The sequence below is a fragment of the Kocuria sp. UBA5001 genome (assembly GCF_002398425.1).
Classification (GTDB): domain Bacteria; phylum Actinomycetota; class Actinomycetes; order Actinomycetales; family Micrococcaceae; genus Kocuria; species Kocuria salsicia.
On record NZ_DGYR01000001.1, the window covers coordinates 317,791 to 332,258 of the forward strand.

The 14,468-nt window shown below is 69.7% G+C and carries 15 protein-coding genes and 1 riboswitch; of the genes, 6 read left to right on the forward strand and 9 right to left on the reverse strand.

Features of this window, described 5'->3' with window-relative positions; translation table 11 throughout:
• The first annotated feature begins 59 nt into the window (after positions 1-59).
• Positions 60-941, forward strand: coding sequence for a DUF4031 domain-containing protein (locus B3G12_RS01415; protein ID WP_144942412.1), 882 nt, complete (start codon positions 60-62; stop codon positions 939-941).
• A 57-nt stretch (positions 942-998) separates the two neighbouring features.
• Here the strand turns inward: B3G12_RS01415 and B3G12_RS01420 are convergent, their stop codons facing one another.
• The 4 genes from B3G12_RS01420 to B3G12_RS01435 form a co-directional block, all read right to left on the reverse strand.
• Positions 999-1,322 carry a hypothetical protein gene (locus B3G12_RS01420; RefSeq protein ID WP_144942413.1) on the reverse strand — a complete coding sequence of 108 codons (324 nt, stop codon included), beginning with the start codon at positions 1,320-1,322 and terminating at the stop codon, positions 999-1,001.
• 197 nt (positions 1,323-1,519) lie between these two features.
• Positions 1,520-2,509: a C40 family peptidase gene (locus tag B3G12_RS01425; protein WP_144942414.1), complete on the reverse strand. Its 990-nt coding sequence runs from the start codon at positions 2,507-2,509 to the stop codon at positions 1,520-1,522.
• 244 nt (positions 2,510-2,753) lie between these two features.
• The gene (locus tag B3G12_RS01430) at positions 2,754-3,329 is read right to left on the reverse strand and encodes a C40 family peptidase (protein WP_145010639.1); all 576 of its coding nucleotides are present in this window, start codon (positions 3,327-3,329) and stop codon (positions 2,754-2,756) included.
• A 3-nt stretch (positions 3,330-3,332) separates the two neighbouring features.
• Positions 3,333-3,499: riboswitch (cyclic di-AMP (ydaO/yuaA leader) on the reverse strand.
• A gap of 444 nt (positions 3,500-3,943) precedes the next feature.
• Positions 3,944-4,654, reverse strand: a complete 711-nt coding sequence (locus tag B3G12_RS01435; protein WP_144942416.1) for a metal-dependent transcriptional regulator — start codon at positions 4,652-4,654, stop codon at positions 3,944-3,946.
• A 195-nt stretch (positions 4,655-4,849) separates the two neighbouring features.
• Between B3G12_RS01435 and serC the strand changes: the two genes are divergently transcribed.
• Complete coding sequence (serC, locus tag B3G12_RS01440; RefSeq protein ID WP_144942417.1) at positions 4,850-5,977, forward strand: phosphoserine transaminase; 1,128 nt, start codon at positions 4,850-4,852, stop codon at positions 5,975-5,977.
• A 47-nt stretch (positions 5,978-6,024) separates the two neighbouring features.
• Here the strand turns inward: serC and B3G12_RS01445 are convergent, their stop codons facing one another.
• From B3G12_RS01445 to B3G12_RS01455, 3 genes are read right to left on the reverse strand one after another with little or no spacing between them, the layout of a single operon-like run.
• Positions 6,025-7,239, reverse strand: coding sequence for an MFS transporter (locus B3G12_RS01445; protein ID WP_144942418.1), 1,215 nt, complete (start codon positions 7,237-7,239; stop codon positions 6,025-6,027).
• 56 nt (positions 7,240-7,295) lie between these two features.
• Positions 7,296-8,024 carry a DUF3027 domain-containing protein gene (locus tag B3G12_RS01450; RefSeq protein WP_144942419.1) on the reverse strand — a complete coding sequence of 243 codons (729 nt, stop codon included), beginning with the start codon at positions 8,022-8,024 and terminating at the stop codon, positions 7,296-7,298.
• Positions 8,017-8,400 carry a cold-shock protein gene (locus tag B3G12_RS01455; protein WP_144942420.1) on the reverse strand — a complete coding sequence of 128 codons (384 nt, stop codon included), beginning with the start codon at positions 8,398-8,400 and terminating at the stop codon, positions 8,017-8,019. The genes B3G12_RS01450 and B3G12_RS01455 overlap by 8 nt, the downstream gene beginning before the upstream one ends.
• Before the next feature lie 168 nt (positions 8,401-8,568).
• Between B3G12_RS01455 and B3G12_RS01460 the strand changes: the two genes are divergently transcribed.
• The 4 genes from B3G12_RS01460 (at position 8,569) to B3G12_RS01475 (ending at position 11,520) form a co-directional block, all read left to right on the forward strand.
• A complete protein-coding gene (locus B3G12_RS01460; protein ID WP_144942421.1) occupies positions 8,569-8,856 on the forward strand; it encodes a hypothetical protein in 288 nt (95 codons plus the stop codon).
• A 79-nt stretch (positions 8,857-8,935) separates the two neighbouring features.
• Entirely contained in the window at positions 8,936-9,649 is a 714-nt protein-coding gene (locus B3G12_RS01465; RefSeq protein ID WP_144942422.1) for a response regulator transcription factor, read from the forward strand.
• Between the two features lie 4 nt (positions 9,650-9,653).
• A complete protein-coding gene (locus tag B3G12_RS01470; RefSeq protein ID WP_186366711.1) occupies positions 9,654-11,126 on the forward strand; it encodes a sensor histidine kinase in 1,473 nt (490 codons plus the stop codon).
• Positions 11,127-11,229: 103 nt separating this feature from the next.
• Positions 11,230-11,520 carry a WXG100 family type VII secretion target gene (locus B3G12_RS01475; protein ID WP_144942423.1) on the forward strand — a complete coding sequence of 97 codons (291 nt, stop codon included), beginning with the start codon at positions 11,230-11,232 and terminating at the stop codon, positions 11,518-11,520.
• A gap of 7 nt (positions 11,521-11,527) precedes the next feature.
• On the opposite strand, the gene B3G12_RS01480 is transcribed toward B3G12_RS01475, so the two are convergent.
• Together B3G12_RS01480 and groL are read right to left on the reverse strand one after the other, a co-directional pair.
• A complete protein-coding gene (locus B3G12_RS01480) occupies positions 11,528-12,529 on the reverse strand; it encodes an RNase H family protein (RefSeq protein ID WP_144942424.1) in 1,002 nt (333 codons plus the stop codon).
• A 128-nt stretch (positions 12,530-12,657) separates the two neighbouring features.
• A complete protein-coding gene (gene groL / locus B3G12_RS01485) occupies positions 12,658-14,292 on the reverse strand; it encodes a chaperonin GroEL (RefSeq protein WP_144942425.1) in 1,635 nt (544 codons plus the stop codon).
• Positions 14,293-14,468: the final 176 nt, after the last annotated feature.

Consider the following 14,468-nt stretch of genomic DNA (forward strand, 5'->3'; position numbering starts at 1 on the left):
ACGCTGTCCCACTTTATCGGCGCGGCGGGCCACCCGCGAGTCGGGCGCACAATGGGGACATGACCGTCTACATCGACCCGCCCCGGTGGCCCGCCCACGGCACCGTCTTCTCCCACCTGGTCTCGGACGCGTCCCTCGAGGAGCTGCACGGCTTCGCCCAGGAGCTCGGGGTCTCCGTGCGCGCCTTCGACGAGGACCACTACGACGTCCCAGCACACCGGCACGCAGACGCGGTGGCCCTGGGCGCAGTGGCCGTGGACGGCAAGCAGCTCGCGCGGCTGCTGATCCGAAGCGGCCTGCGGATCCCCGCACGACGTCGCCCGGCCAAGATCACCGCCGCGCTCACCGCCCGCTGGGCTCGCCACTTCCCGGGGCACGCGGAACTCGGCGCGGCCCTGCTCGAGCGCTGGAACGAACCCCACAGGACCTACCACGACACCTCCCACCTGCTGCGCGTGCTGGAGGCCCTCGACCGGCTCACCGTCGGCCGTCCAGAGCCCGAGCTGCTGCTCGCGGCATGGTTCCACGACGCCGTCCACGAGGGCCGGGCAGGTGAGGACGAGCGGGCGTCCGCCGAGCTCGCACGCTGTGAGCTGACCGCCGCGGGCTGGACCCCGGACGCCGCGGAACGGGTTGCCGAGCTCGTGCTGGTGACGCTCGAGCACCGCCCCGGCCCCGAGGACCGCCACGCGTGCCTGCTGGTGGACGCGGACCTCAGCATCCTGGGGGCCTCGCCGCAGGAGTACGCCCGCTACTCGGAGGCCGTGCGGCGCGAGTACGCCCGGGTTCCGGAGGCGGAGTTCCGCGCGGCCCGCGCGGAGGTGATGCGGCAGCTGCTCTCGGCGCCGGCGCTGTTCCACGACCCCGTTGCGGTGGATCTGTGGGAGCACCGGGCGCGGGAGAACGTCTCGCGGGAGATCACCGAGCTCACCGCGCGGTGACGAGAGAACACACCCTGCGGGGACGCAGGACGCAGCCGCAACCCGGCGCCGCGCGAACTAGCAGCGGGGCAGCGACGTCTGCGACGCGGCGTCGTCGGCGTCAGGGGACTCCGCGTTGGGGGCCGCCGCGCCCGGCGCTGATGTCTCCTCACGGCGGGCGGCCGCGCGGCGTCTACGGAAGAGCAGGGACGCCACCACCAGACCGATGATGATGCCCACACCGCCGAAGACGGACAGCCACATGGCGACGTGGCCCGCGAAGGCCGCCACCAGGAAACCCACAATGATGCCTGGGACAGCGCCAGCCACCATGCCGATCGCGTAGTAGGTGAACTCCTGGTCCTGGGGGGTGCGAGCCGCGTGGGAGAAATCGGTGGACATGGCCCCATTCTACGGCGCCCGCCCCAACACCGGCCGGGTACGAACGCCACCCGGGTACGGGAAAGACGCAAGGACCCTGCACAGTGCAGGGTCCTTGCGTCTCGTGTCGCTCGCGCCAGGAGCGGGTACACAACCGGTCCCGACTCGATACGAGGTGTGGCACGCGGCTGGTCACCGCCATGCCGGGAGGATCCGAATCAGCCGACGCGGATGTACTCGGGGCCGGAGCCCACGTTCGCGGTGGTCTGGACGGTCTGGTTGCCGTTCCAGCCGCCGTGCACGGCCTGGCCGTTGCCGGCGTAGATCGCCACGTGGGCCACGCCTGCGCCGCCGTCAGCGTAGTAGGCGATGTCGCCAGCCTGCGCCTGGTCGGCGGAGACAGCGGTTCCCAGCGACTTGTACTCGGCCGGCCAGCCGTGGAAGTTGATACCCACGGCCTTCAGGGAGTTGCTCACCAGGGCGGTGCAGTCCTGGTTGACGCCGATCTGGTCCTGAGCTGCACCCAGGATGGCCTTGCCCTTGGCGGAGCTGGACTGGCCGGAGGTGGACTGCGTGGAGACCTTGGTGGTCGAGGCGGGCGTCTCGGCAACCGGGGTCTGGGTCTTCTCGACGTCGGCGGTGGCGTGGCCGGTCCAACCGGTGTTCTGGCTCTGGGTGCCCGTGGTGTCGGGAATGGTCGTGTTCGACACGGCGGTGTAGTTCTGTGCCGCGGCCTCGGCCTGGATGGTCTGCTGCGATGCCGGGGCGGCGTGGCGGCCCTGGGACACGGGGGCCTGCTCGGCCACCGGGGTCACGTTCTCGGAGGCGGTGGTCACCACGGGAGCCTGGGTGGCGGGTGCCTGGGCCGCGGGAGCCTGCAGCGGGGTCACATCGGCCACGGGAGCGGCCTCGACCACGGACGTCTGCACGGCGGGAGCGGCGGCCTCGGCCTTGTCGGCCTTCTTGGTCTCCGACTTGGCGGCCTTCTCGGCCTTGTCGGCCTTCGCTGCGGGCTCGGCGGAGACCGTGTTCTCGGAAGCCGGGGCCTCGGACACGGCGGCGGCGGGAGCCTGCTCGTCGGCGTTCTGCGTGGCCTGGACGGACACGGTGGTGGCGAGCGCCAGACCGGAGAAGGCGGCAACTGCGGCCACGGTGCGGGCCTTACCGGCGAAGAGGCCCTTGGCCGTGGTAGCGGTTTCGTTCGACATGCGTGAGTTTTCCTAACACGTTCGTATCCACCCAGGGCACGAGAAGTGCGGTGAGCCTTCGGCATCCGGTGTGGACACCGCGGTTCACCGTGCGGGCGGTGATGTGGTTACTTGCGATTTCAGGTGTTCCGGCCCGGTGCGCGCCGCTTCCGTGCCCGAGGGGCTCCGGGCGGCGCGCAGGACCAAGTGTCTAGCTCAGCGCGGGAGCACGGTCATCCGTGTGGACGCCCGCCTCCCGAGGGATTCAGCGGACGCTGTAGTAGCCGTCCACCTGCATGGCGTTCACAGCGTGAACCTGGGTGCCCTGCGAAGGATTGAGAGCGGAGATCATCTGGCCGTTGCCGATGTAGATCCCCACGTGCGAGCCGCCGTTCTGCGACACGAGGTCGCCGGGCTGCGGGTTGGAGGTGGGCGTGCTGGCGGCGAACTGGGCCCACGTGGTGCGCGGGAGGTTGATGCCGTTCTGGGCGTAGACCCACTGCACGAAACCGGAGCAGTCCCAGGCCTTGAAGCCGGTGCCTCCCCAGACGTAGGCGCCACCGATGCCCTCGTACGCGGTGCCGACGACGCCGGAGGCGGAGTGGTTCGACTGCGTGCTGACGCCCGAGCTGGAGGCCAGCATGCCGCTGGACTGCGTGGTGTAGGACGTCACGGAGTAGGACGTGGTTCCGAGGTCGACGACCTCACCCGCGGCCTGGGCCGGGGATGCGAAACCGGCGACGACGGCGCCGGCGGCCACGGCCGCAACGGTGGAGTTGCGGACCACGTGCGAGGACGTCTCGGCACGGTGGCGGGCAGTGCTGTGCTTCACGAAAGACATGAGTGTTCCTCCCTGCGCCTACGAGGTGAGCTGTCGGGTTCGGATGGGAGACATCCGGCCGCACGAGGTGGTGCTCCGTGCCGGCTTAACCCCGAGGATTCGTTGGGCTGCAACGAACCCGGAAAGTGGTTCCCCCGCTTCTGCCATGCGGATTTCTGTGTACGGGTCCCGGGGGCGCATGGCAGAACTCGGCGAGCGCTCGGGAGTGCCGGATCCGACCAGTGATCGGCACGGTCATGACTGTACAGGACAGATAACGAAAATGTCACGTTTTGATTACAACGGGTCACGAATTGAGCATCGCTTCTCACCAGTGGGGCTGATTGATCACCACGTACATATGAGTGGAACCCACCGGGATGGTTCTCCAGCACCGCTCCACGCCCCTGAATATGCCCTCTGACCAGGGGGAACACTGTGATCCCCGGGAGCAGCCCCGGCTTCCGAGCACCCCGAACCCGTGAGTGTCCCCACATGCGGAAGGTCACACCGGGGAACCAGAAGGTCACGGCAGCGCAACGAACCCCGGGGGTGCCCCCCGGGGTTCAAGTACCGTTCCACGGCGCTCCTCCTGCGGTCCTGCCGGCCGCGGCCACCCGGGTCAGCCGGCAGGATCAGGAGTCGAACTCCCCCACGCGGATGGCTCGCGCGGTCGCGGCGTCGAGGTCCAGGGACACGCCCGAGTCCACCCGGGTCACGAGCACCCGGTGCTCGTCCCGGGGGTTCAGCTGCGCAGTCACATGCGAACCGGTCAGGATCTCTGCGGAGCTGAGCATCTCGATGAGCTCAGGGTCCGCCTGCACGACCTCCGGCAGCAGGGTCACCACGTACTGCATGGAGCCCTCCTCGGTGGCGACGTCCAGCAGGGTACGCCCCTGGAAGATCTCGGTGGCGGTGATGGGGGCCCCCTGCGAGCCACGCGCCGGGATGGGTGTGCCGTACGGAGAGGTCTCGGGATCGCCCAGCAGGTCCACCAGCCGCTGCTCCACGCGCTCGCTCATCACGTGCTCCCAGCGACAGGCCTCCTCGTGCACGTGCGCCATGTCGAGGCCCACAACGTCCGAGAGCAGCCGTTCGGCGAGACGGTGCTTGCGCATCACGGACACGGCCATGGTGCGCCCCGCTTCCGTGAGCCGCAGCGAACGGTCCGGGGCCACGGACAGCAGGCCGTCGCGCTCCATGCGGGAGACCGTCTGGGAGACGGTGGGCCCGGAGTGGTGCAGGCGCTCCACGATGCGTGCCCGCATGGGCGTGATGCCCTCCTCCTCCAGGTCCAGCACCGTACGCAGGTACATCTCGGTGGTGTCGATCAGATCGCCGCTCATGGTTCGTCCTCAGATCTCTGCGCAGGGAGCGCGCACGTCAACCGTGTGGTGGTGGAGAATGCCGTTCGGCCTGTTCTCGAAGATTCTCCTCGATTGTATCCAGTTGCCCACGGGCCCACGGAGTCCGCGGGTGGCACCCGCCCGGTGCGGGCACAATGGGAGGTGACACCCCGTCGTCGCCCCCGAGGAGTACCCGTGACCAGCACACCCGTGATCCCCCCGTCCCTGCTGCCCGAGGACGGGCGCTTCGGGGCGGGTCCGTCCAGGGTGCGCGCCGCGCAGGTGGCCGCGCTGAAGCGCGCGGGAGCCTCGCTGCTGGGCACCTCGCACCGCCAGGCGCCCGTGAAGGACCTGGTGGCCCGCGTGCAGCGGCGCCTGGGTGAGTTCTTCTCGCTGCCGGAGGGCTACGAGATCGTGCTCGGGCTGGGCGGGTCCAGCACGTTCTGGGACGCTGCCGCCTTCAGCCTGGTCGCCTCCCGCGCCGAGCACCTGTCCTTCGGAGAGTTCGGATCCAAGTTCGCGAGCGTCACGGACAGGGCCCCGTTCCTGGAGCCCTCGGTGGTCGTGGAGGCCCCGGCAGGCTCGCGCCCGGAGGGGCCGGAGGCCGTGTCCGGCGTGGACGTCTACGCGTGGCCGCAGAACGAGACCTCCACCGGCGTGGCCATGCCGGTGCGCCGGGTGCACGCGGACGACGGCGCGCTGACCGTCGTGGACGCCACCTCCGCCGCCGGGGGCATGGCGGTGGACCTCACCGAGACGGACGTCTACTACTTCTCCCCCCAGAAGAACTTCGGCAGCGACGGCGGCATCTGGTTCGCTGCGTTCTCACCCGCCGCACTCGAGCGGGTGGAGAGCGTCGCAACCTCCGGGCGGTGGATGCCGGACGTGCTGTCGCTGCGCACCGCCGTGGAGAACTCGCGCAAGCACCAGACGTACAACACCCCGGCGCTCGCCGGGCTGGTGATGCTCGACGAGCAGCTCGGGTGGCTGCTCGAGCAGGGCGGCCTGCCCTGGGCGGCAGCCCGCACCGCGGAGACCTCCGGGCTCGTCTACGACTGGGCCGAGCTCAGCGACGTCGCCCACCCGTTCGTCGCTGAGCCCGGACACCGCTCCCCTGTGGTCTGCACCGTGGACTTCGACGACGCCGTGGACGCGGCCAGGATCGCCTCCGTCCTGCGCGCCAACGGCGTGGTGGACGTGGAGCCCTACCGCAAGCTCGGGCGCAACCAGCTGCGGATCGCCACCTTCGCCTCGGTGCCCCCGCGGGACGTTCGCGCCCTGCTGGAGTGCATCGACTGGACCGTGGCCAACGGGCTGAGCTGAGGCCTCGTGGGCGGGAAGGCGGCCCCGAGGCGTCGTCGCCCCCTGCGCTACGGGCGCAGTTCCGCCCGCTCGCCACGCACCCGCCAGGCGAACAGCAGGCCCACGGCCACGCCGACGGCGCCCGCGGCCACCGCGGAACCCATGCCCCAGCGGGGGCCCAGAGTGTCGGTCAGCCACCCCACGGCGGGGGCGCCGATCGGCGTGCCGCCCATGAAGATGGCCATGTAGAGGCTCATCACCCGACCCCGCATGCTGGGGGACGTGGTGGTCTGCACATACGCGTTCGCGGTGGTCATGATCGTCAGGGACGACACCCCGCACGGCACGAGCCACGCCGCGAACAGCCACAGGGACGGCGAGGTGGCGGCACCCAGGCACGAGACCGTGAAGGCGGCGCACCCGATGAAGATGTAGCGCAGCCGGGCGCTCGCCCGCCGTGCGGACAGCAGGGCGCCCGTGACCGTGCCCACCGCGAGCATCGAGTTGAGCACGCCGAACTCCTGGGAACCCTGTCCGAAGACCGCGCCCGCCATGGCAGCGAGGTAGACGGCAAAGTTCATGCCGAACGTGCCGATCACGAAGATCGTGCTCATCACGGCCACGAGGTCCGGGCGGTGCAGGACGTAACTGATCCCCTCCCGGATCTGCCCGCGTGCCCGCTGCGCCCGTGGGGAGTGCCGCAGGCGGGCGTCGTCGATCAGCGAGATCGCCCAGATCATGGCGCCGAACGTGAGGGTGTTGATCATGAAGACCCACCCCGTGCCCACGGCGGCGACCAGCACACCGGCCACGGCGGGCCCGATCAGCCGCGCGGAGTTGAACGAGGTGGAGTTCAGCGCCACGGCGTTGGACAGGTGGGTTTCCGGAACCATCTCGGAGACGAACGTCTGACGAACGGGGGCGTCGAACGTGGCGACGATCCCCAGAGCGAGCGCGAACACGTACACCGTGGGCAGCTCTGCAAGACCGAGCAGCAGCAGGACACCCAGGCCCGCGGCGAGCAGTGCCATGGCACCCTGGGTGACCACCAGGATCCTGCGCCGGTCGTAGCGGTCGGCCAGCACCCCGGCGTAGGGCGCCAGGACGAGCTGCGGGACGAACTGAAGGGCCATGACCACACCCATGGCGGTCGCGTCGTGGTCCGTCAGCTCGTCGAAGACCAGCCAGGACTGCGCCGTGCGCTGCATCCACGTGCCGATGTTGGAGACGAACGCCCCGAGGAACCACAACCGGTAGTTGCGAACGCTCAGGGAGCGGAACATCCCCGTGGTGCGGGGCTCGGGATCAGCGGCACCGGGCCCCTTCCGGGGCCCGCCTCCTAGGATGACGCGCCACCCTCGGAGGGCTCGCCATCCCGGCGGGAGTCCCGCCGCCCAGTGTCGGTCGACTGAGTGCCCGCCGGCTCAGTACTTTCCGTTTCGGCGCCCGTCTGCTCGTCGGCGGAGTCGAAACCCTCGGCGTCCTCCTGAGCGTTCTCCTCCTCGTCGTTCATCGCCTGCATCCGCTCCTCCCACGGCACCCAGTCCGGCGCCAGGAGGGAGTCCGGGCCGGCAACCAGTCCGGACTCGCACACGGTCACGTGCCTGGTGCGCGGCGCGCGGGCCACGGTGGCGTACCAGGTCCAGCCCGGGTAGCCGCGCAGCCGACAGTCGAAGAGGTGCGTGAGCAGCCGGTCCTCGTGCACGACCACGCCCAGGTGCTCCCCCACGGCTGCCCCGCCCTCGGGCGAGTCCACGACCGCCTCGCGTGCCAGCGCAACGGCCTCCGTGAGCACGGCGTCCTGCTTGGGTGCGCGCGTGCGGGCCGCTCGCGATCCGGTGCGGGCGCGGGGTGTGGCAGCTGCCGGTGCGGCGTCGTCGGCCGCACCGGACTCCTTCACCGGCGCGGGCCCCGCGGGGACCAGCGTCTCCTCGTGCACCGCCTCCGGCTCCGAGCCCAGGGCTTGCGTCACGGACTGCTCCCTCTCCTCGACCGACAGCGCCTCCTGGCCCTGCCCGGGGGCGGCATCTTCTCCGCCGTGCGTGGCGGTCCCGGCAGCCTCAGACATCGAGCTCGTCCGCCACGGTGCGCAGGATGGCCGCGATCTTCCTGCCGTGCGCGTGGTCCGGGTAGTGGCCGCGGCGCAGCCCGTTGGACATGCCGTCCAGCAGCCGGATGAGGTCCTCCGTGACCCCCGCCATCTCCTCGGCCGGCTTGCGCGTGTTGCGCGCCACCGACGGCGGTGTGCTCAGGACGGTCGCCGACAGCGCCTGGGCACCGCGCTTGCCGTCTGCGATCCCGAAGTCCATGCGGGTCCCGGGCTTCACCGTGGTGACTCCCCGGGGCAGCGCGGACGAGTGCAGGAACACTTCCTGGCCGTCGTCGGTGGCCAGGAAGCCGAAACCCTTGTCTGCGTCGAACCACTTGACCTTGCCCGTGGGCACGGGGATCACCTCAGTCTCTCGTCGCTGCCTCTGTGCCGGTGCGTCCGCGGGTCCCGGGACGCTGCGGCCTACAAAAGCAACAGTTTATCCTCCCCCGCGCGAGAACCCCTGCGGATTCAACCCACCGCGTAACGGGCCCCGTGCCGTGGGAGAGGTACCTTGGGGAGCATGCCTGACACCACCTCTGCCGCCGCTCCCCGCTCCACGGCCCCGGGTGCCGCCGCCCCCGGTCCCGCGGCCTCGGGCTCCCCGCGCGGCATCTCCACCCTGCTGCTCGTCGCCCTGGTCATTGCGGGCCTGTGCGCGCTGTCCATCGTCGCGGTGCTCGTAGCCTCCACCGGCGGGCACGTCCTCTGGGCGGGATTCACGCTCTTCCCGGCGGTCTTCCTCCCGGTCGCGTTCCTGCTGATGTGCGTGGAGCTGCTGCGCAACGCACGACGCCGCTCGCGGGCCTGAGCGCTCCCCGGCCGGACTTCCAGAGCTTCTTCGGTGCGGAAACAGATTCCGCACAGGAAACTTGGAGATACTGACGACCGTGAATGCGAAAAATCCCGAAGCAAAGCTGCTCGTCGTCGACGACGAGCCCAACATCCTCGAGTTGTTGGCCACCTCCCTGCGATTCGCGGGCTTCGAGGTCGTCACCGCAGCCAACGGCCGTGACGCCCTGCTCAAGGCCGAGGCGGAGGAGCCGGACCTCGCCGTCCTGGACGTCATGCTCCCGGACATCGACGGGTTCTCCGTGACCCGCAAGCTACGGGCCGCCGGGCGGCACTTTCCCATCCTGTTCCTCACGGCCAAGGACGATACCGATGACAAGGTGGCCGGCCTGACCGTGGGCGGCGACGACTACGTGACGAAGCCCTTCAGCCTCGACGAGGTCGTGGCGCGCATCCGCGCGGTACTGCGCCGGACCCAGCCACTCGAGGAGGAGGACTCCCGCCTGAAGGTGGACGATCTCGTCCTCGACGACGACGCCCACGAGGTCTTCCGCGGGAACCACGAGATCGACCTGTCCCCCACCGAGTTCAAGCTTCTGCGCTACCTCATGCTCAACCCCAACCGGGTGCTGTCCAAGGCACAGATCCTGGACCACGTGTGGGAGTACGACTTCAACGGGGATGCCTCCATCGTGGAGTCCTACATCTCCTACCTGCGGCGCAAGATCGACAACGACCCCGAGCAGCCCTCCCTGATCCACACCAAGCGCGGCGTGGGCTACCTGTTGCGCTCCTCGGACAAGCGCCACTGATCCGTTGAACTTCCTGGCCCGCCGGTTCCGCACCGCCTCCCTGCGCTCCCAGCTGATGGCGCTGACGGGGCTGCTGCTGGCCGTCAGCGTGCTGGTGACCACGCTGGTGGCGGTCTCGGTGCTGCGGGACAACCTCGTGGCAAGCATCGACGACGAGCTGGCGAGCTCCATCCCCACGGTCGCCCCCGTGCTGACGAGCGCGCTGCAAGGGGACGTGACCACGCCCGTGCCCAACTCCGGCTTCCTGCTGGACGAGGACGCCAACGTCATTGCAACCGCCCGCAGCAGCTCGAGCACCTCCCAGCAGCAGGCCACCCCGGACCTCAGCGGACTGACACTGGACTACGTGCGCTCCCACGACGGGCAGGCACAGACTGTCGGCTCCGTGGGTGCCCCCGAGCGCAAGTGGCGGGTGGTGGCCACGAAACTGACCATGTTCGACATGTCCGTGGCCGTGGCCCAGCCCCTGGACCGCACAACGGCGATCATCTCCGGGGTGGGGTTGCTGACGTTCAGCTTCGGACTCGCCACGCTGCTTGCGGCCATGACGGTGGGCTGGGTCATGGTGACCCGCGCGTTCCAGCCGCTGCGCCAGGTGGAAGCCACCGCCGCGCGGATCGCGGACGGCGACCTCTCCCAGCGCATGGAGGGCTACAACCCGCAGACGGAGATCGGTCAGCTCTCCGCCTCGCTCAACGCCATGCTGGGCCACATCGAGGACGCCTTCGACGCCCGCACCCGTTCTGAGACCAAGCTGCGCCGCTTCGTGGCGGACGCTTCCCACGAGCTGCGCACCCCGCTCGTCTCGATCCGTGGCTACTCCGAGCTCTACCGCCACGGCGCCCTGCAGACCCCGGAGGACGTGGGCAAGGCGATGGAGCGCATCGAGTCCGAGTCCAAGCGCATGACGCAGCTCGTGGAGGACCTGCTCACCCTGGCTCGGCTCGACGAGCGCCGCGTGGCCGCCAACCGCGCCGTGGATCTCCTGCACCTCGCCTATGACGCCGCCTCGGACGCCCACGCCACCGCTCCCGACCGCTCGGTGGTGGTCCGGGGGCTGCACGACTCCACGCCGGAGGAGGCGTGGGTGCACGGCGACGAGTCCAAGCTGCGGCAGGTGGTGGCGAACCTGCTCACCAACGCACTGCGCTACACCCCGGCCGGCTCGCCCCTCGAGCTGGCCGTGGGGCTGGAGTCCGCGGTGGACGGCGAGTTCACGGCGGTGCTGCAGGTCCGCGACCACGGCCCCGGCATCCACGGGCAGGACGCCGAGCGCGTCTTCGAGCGCTTCTACCGCGCCGACTCCTCCCGCACGCGCGAGACGGGTGGCACGGGGCTAGGACTGTCCATCGTCGCGGCGGTGGTCGACCAGCACGAAGGCTCCGTGAAACTCACCGAGACCGAGGGAGGCGGCGCCACCTTCACCGTGCGGATCCCCCACTCGAAACCTGTGGACAGCGCACCCGACGACGTCTGAGTCCCCAGCCCCGCCCCGGACCGGGTCGCCCACCCGGCCCCGGACCTACCGTGGCGTGACCGGCACCGCGCCGGGATCACCACCGTTTCCGGGGAGGAATACCATGGCCCACTTCGTCGTCGACAGCGACACCATCGCCGCCAAGTCTCAGCAGGCACACGGCCACATCGAGCGGCTCAGCGCCGAGGTCAACGGCATGACCGGAACGCTCGCGGACCTCGAAGCCTCCTGGACCGGCACCGCGTCCGCGAGCTTCCAGGAGGCGTTCCGCTCGTGGCGCTCTGCCCAGGCGCAGATGGAGCAGGCGGTTGCCCAGATCAACCAGGCGCTCGCCGCCGCAGGCACCCAGTACGCGGAGACGGAGGCCGCCAACGCGCGCATGTTCGCGGGGTGAACCGCGCTCAGTGCTCTGCGGTGACCTGGTGGTAGCGCAGCAGCCACGGCCCCATCTCGTTGTGCTGGTCCTCCCGGACCCACACCGAGCTGCGGCGAGTCACCGCGGAGGGCTCCTCCGAGCGGTAGCTCAGGTGGTAGGAGCCCGAGCCCAGACTCGTCACCCGGGTCTCGTCCACCGCCCCCGAACCCCGCAGGACCTCCAGGACGTCCTCCCCCGTGAGGCAGCGGCCGTGGGTGTCCACACACAGTGCCTCCCGGTGCAGGAAGTCCACAGCGCCGTGCTGCTGCGCGGTGGAACGGAGCACCGCCATCTCCCGTGACACCGCATCCACCACCAGGTGCGGGGGAAAGCCTCCGTGGCTGCCTGCGCCGGTGGATGCGTCGCCCGGAGCCGAGGACGGGTCCGCCGGATGAGTCGGGCCCGAGAGGTCCTCGCCCAGCGCGAGCTCGGAGAACAGGTCCGGCTGCTCGTCCGGGCCGCTCACGGTCGTGGCGGTCACGGTGGCGTCGTCGACGGTGACGGCGGCTGCGTCGTCGCGGAAGCCCGGGCCCACGGGCATCCGGGCTGGATCCATGCGCTTCTGGTAGGCCATGGCCATGGCGCGGGCGCGCTCGTCCGCGGCCTCGTTCAGCTCGTGGCCGGCATGACCCTTCACCCATTCGAAGCTGACGTCCCGCCCGGCCAGTTCCCTGTCCAGGGCCTTCATGACGTCCACGTTCAGCACGGGCTTCCCGTCCCGCTTCTTCCAGCCCTTCTTCTTCCACCCGGGCATCCACTTGGTGACGGAGTTGATCACATACTGGCTGTCGCACAGCACGCGCAGGGGCTCGTCCCGGCGGTGCCGGGTCGCCTCCAGGAGGTTCAGCACCGCCGTCAGCTCACCCTGGTTGTTGGTGCCGTGCGCCCATCCCCCCGCCTGCCACGAGGTGGGGTCGATGTACCAAGCCCAGCCCGCGGGGCCTGGGTTGCCGAGCGCGGAGCCGTCCGCGGAAGCGATGATCGTCATGGACACATCCTTCCAAAGCACCCCGACACGCAGAAGGACCCCGGGCGCGCGCACTGCGTACCCGGGGTCCTTCCGGTTCTCCTCCCGACCAGTGAACCGGCCGGGGAGGATCCCTCATTGAGGGCAGATCACATCATGCCGCCCATGCCACCCATGGGATCGGCGCCCGCACCCGCACTGGCGGCCTCGGGCTCGGGCTTGTCCGCCACCACGGCCTCCGTGGTGAGGAACAGCCCGGCGATGGACGCCGCGTTCTGCAGAGCAGAGCGGGTCACCTTGACGGGGTCGTTGATGCCCGCGGCCATGAGGTCCTCGTACTCGCCGGTGGCGGCATTGAGGCCCCATCCGGTCTCGAGCCCGCGCACCTTGTCGACCACCACGCCCGGCTCCAGACCGGCGTTCAGCGCGATCTGCTTGAGCGGCGCGTCGATGGCGACCTTCACGATGTTCGCGCCCGTGGCCTCGTCACCCGAGAGGTCGAGGGCCTCGAACACCTTGGCACCGGCCTGGATGAGGGCCACACCGCCACCGGCGACGATGCCCTCCTCCACGGCTGCCTTGGCGTTGCGCACGGCATCCTCAATACGGTGCTTGCGCTCCTTGAGCTCCACCTCGGTGGCCGCACCGGCCTTGAGCACTGCCACGCCACCGGCCAGCTTGGCCAGGCGCTCCTGCAGCTTCTCGCGGTCGTAGTCGGAGTCGGAGTTGTTGATCTCCGCGCGGATCTGAGCCACACGGCCCTCGATCTCCTCCTGCGTGCCGGCACCGTCCACGATGGTGGTCTCGTCCTTGGTCACAACGACCTTGCGGGCCTGGCCCAGCAGGTCGATCGTGGCGGACTCGAGCGAGAGACCGACCTCTTCGGTGATGACCTGGCCGCCGGTGAGGATCGCGATGTCCGCGAGCTGCGCCTTGCGGCGGTCGCCGAAGCCGGGGGCCTTGACTGCCACGGACTTCACGGCACCGCGCATCTTGTTCAGCACCAGCATGGCCAGCGCCTCGCCGTCCACGTCCTCGGCGATGATCAGCAGCGGCTTGCCTGCCTGCATGACCTTCTCGAGCACGGGGACGAGGTCCTTCACGGCCGAGATCTTGGAGTTCACGATGAGGATGTAGGGATCCTCGAGGACGGCCTCCTGGCGGTCCGCGTCCGTGACGAAGTAGCCGGAGAGGTAGCCCTTGTCGAAGCGCATGCCCTCGGTCAGCTCGAGGTCCAGCCCGAAGGTGTTGGACTCCTCGACGGTGATGACGCCTTCCTTGCCGACCTTCTCCATCGCCTCGGCGATGAGCTTGCCGATCTCGGGATCGGCGGCGGAGATGGACGCGGTGGCGGCGATCTCCTCCTCGGTCTCGATCTCCTTGGCAGAGGACAGCAGCTGCTCGGTCACGGCGGCGACGGCCTTCTCGATGCCGCGCTTCAGGGACAGCGGGTCCGCTCCCGCGGCCACGTTGCGCAGGCCTTCCTTCACGAGGGCCTGGGCGAGCACGGTGGCCGTGGTGGTGCCGTCACCGGCGACGTCGTCGGTCTTCTTGGCGACCTCCTTGACGAGCTCGGCGCCGATCTTCTCGTACGGCTCCTCGAGCTCGATCTCCTTGGCGATGGAGACACCGTCGTTGGTGATGGTGGGCGCGCCCCAGGACTTCTCCAGGACCACGTTGCGCCCGCGGGGGCCGAGCGTGACCTTCACGGCGTCCGCAAGGGTGTTCAGGCCCTTCTCCAGACCGCGGCGTGCTTCTTCGTCGAATGCGATCATCTTTGCCATGTGTTTCGTCCCTCCTGGACGGTTGACAAACAAGACGTGTTATCACGGTGCCCGCGACGGACGGGAACGCAGCACGATCCTCACCGCGCCGCGTCCACCTCACCGTGATGTGGTTTCACCCGGATGCCGAGAACCGCCACCGGACCCGGTTAGCAGTCCACTCGACTGAGTGCTAA

What these genes read in the sequence shown, in the direction of transcription:
- B3G12_RS01415 (WP_144942412.1), top strand. Translation starts at nt 60, where the DNA reads ATGACCGTCTACATCGACCCGCCCCGGTGGCCCGCCCACGGCACCGTC.
- B3G12_RS01420 (WP_144942413.1), bottom strand. Translation starts at nt 1,322, where the DNA reads ATGTCCACCGATTTCTCCCACGCGGCTCGCACCCCCCAGGACCAGGAG.
- B3G12_RS01425 (WP_144942414.1), bottom strand. Translation starts at nt 2,509, where the DNA reads ATGTCGAACGAAACCGCTACCACGGCCAAGGGCCTCTTCGCCGGTAAG.
- B3G12_RS01430 (WP_145010639.1), bottom strand. Translation starts at nt 3,329, where the DNA reads ATGTCTTTCGTGAAGCACAGCACTGCCCGCCACCGTGCCGAGACGTCC.
- B3G12_RS01435 (WP_144942416.1), bottom strand. Translation starts at nt 4,654, where the DNA reads ATGAGCGGCGATCTGATCGACACCACCGAGATGTACCTGCGTACGGTG.
- B3G12_RS01445 (WP_144942418.1), bottom strand. Translation starts at nt 7,239, where the DNA reads ATGTTCCGCTCCCTGAGCGTTCGCAACTACCGGTTGTGGTTCCTCGGG.
- B3G12_RS01450 (WP_144942419.1), bottom strand. Translation starts at nt 8,024, where the DNA reads ATGTCTGAGGCTGCCGGGACCGCCACGCACGGCGGAGAAGATGCCGCC.
- B3G12_RS01460 (WP_144942421.1), top strand. Translation starts at nt 8,569, where the DNA reads ATGCCTGACACCACCTCTGCCGCCGCTCCCCGCTCCACGGCCCCGGGT.
- B3G12_RS01475 (WP_144942423.1), top strand. Translation starts at nt 11,230, where the DNA reads ATGGCCCACTTCGTCGTCGACAGCGACACCATCGCCGCCAAGTCTCAG.
- B3G12_RS01480 (WP_144942424.1), bottom strand. Translation starts at nt 12,529, where the DNA reads ATGACGATCATCGCTTCCGCGGACGGCTCCGCGCTCGGCAACCCAGGC.
- groL (WP_144942425.1), bottom strand. Translation starts at nt 14,292, where the DNA reads ATGGCAAAGATGATCGCATTCGACGAAGAAGCACGCCGCGGTCTGGAG.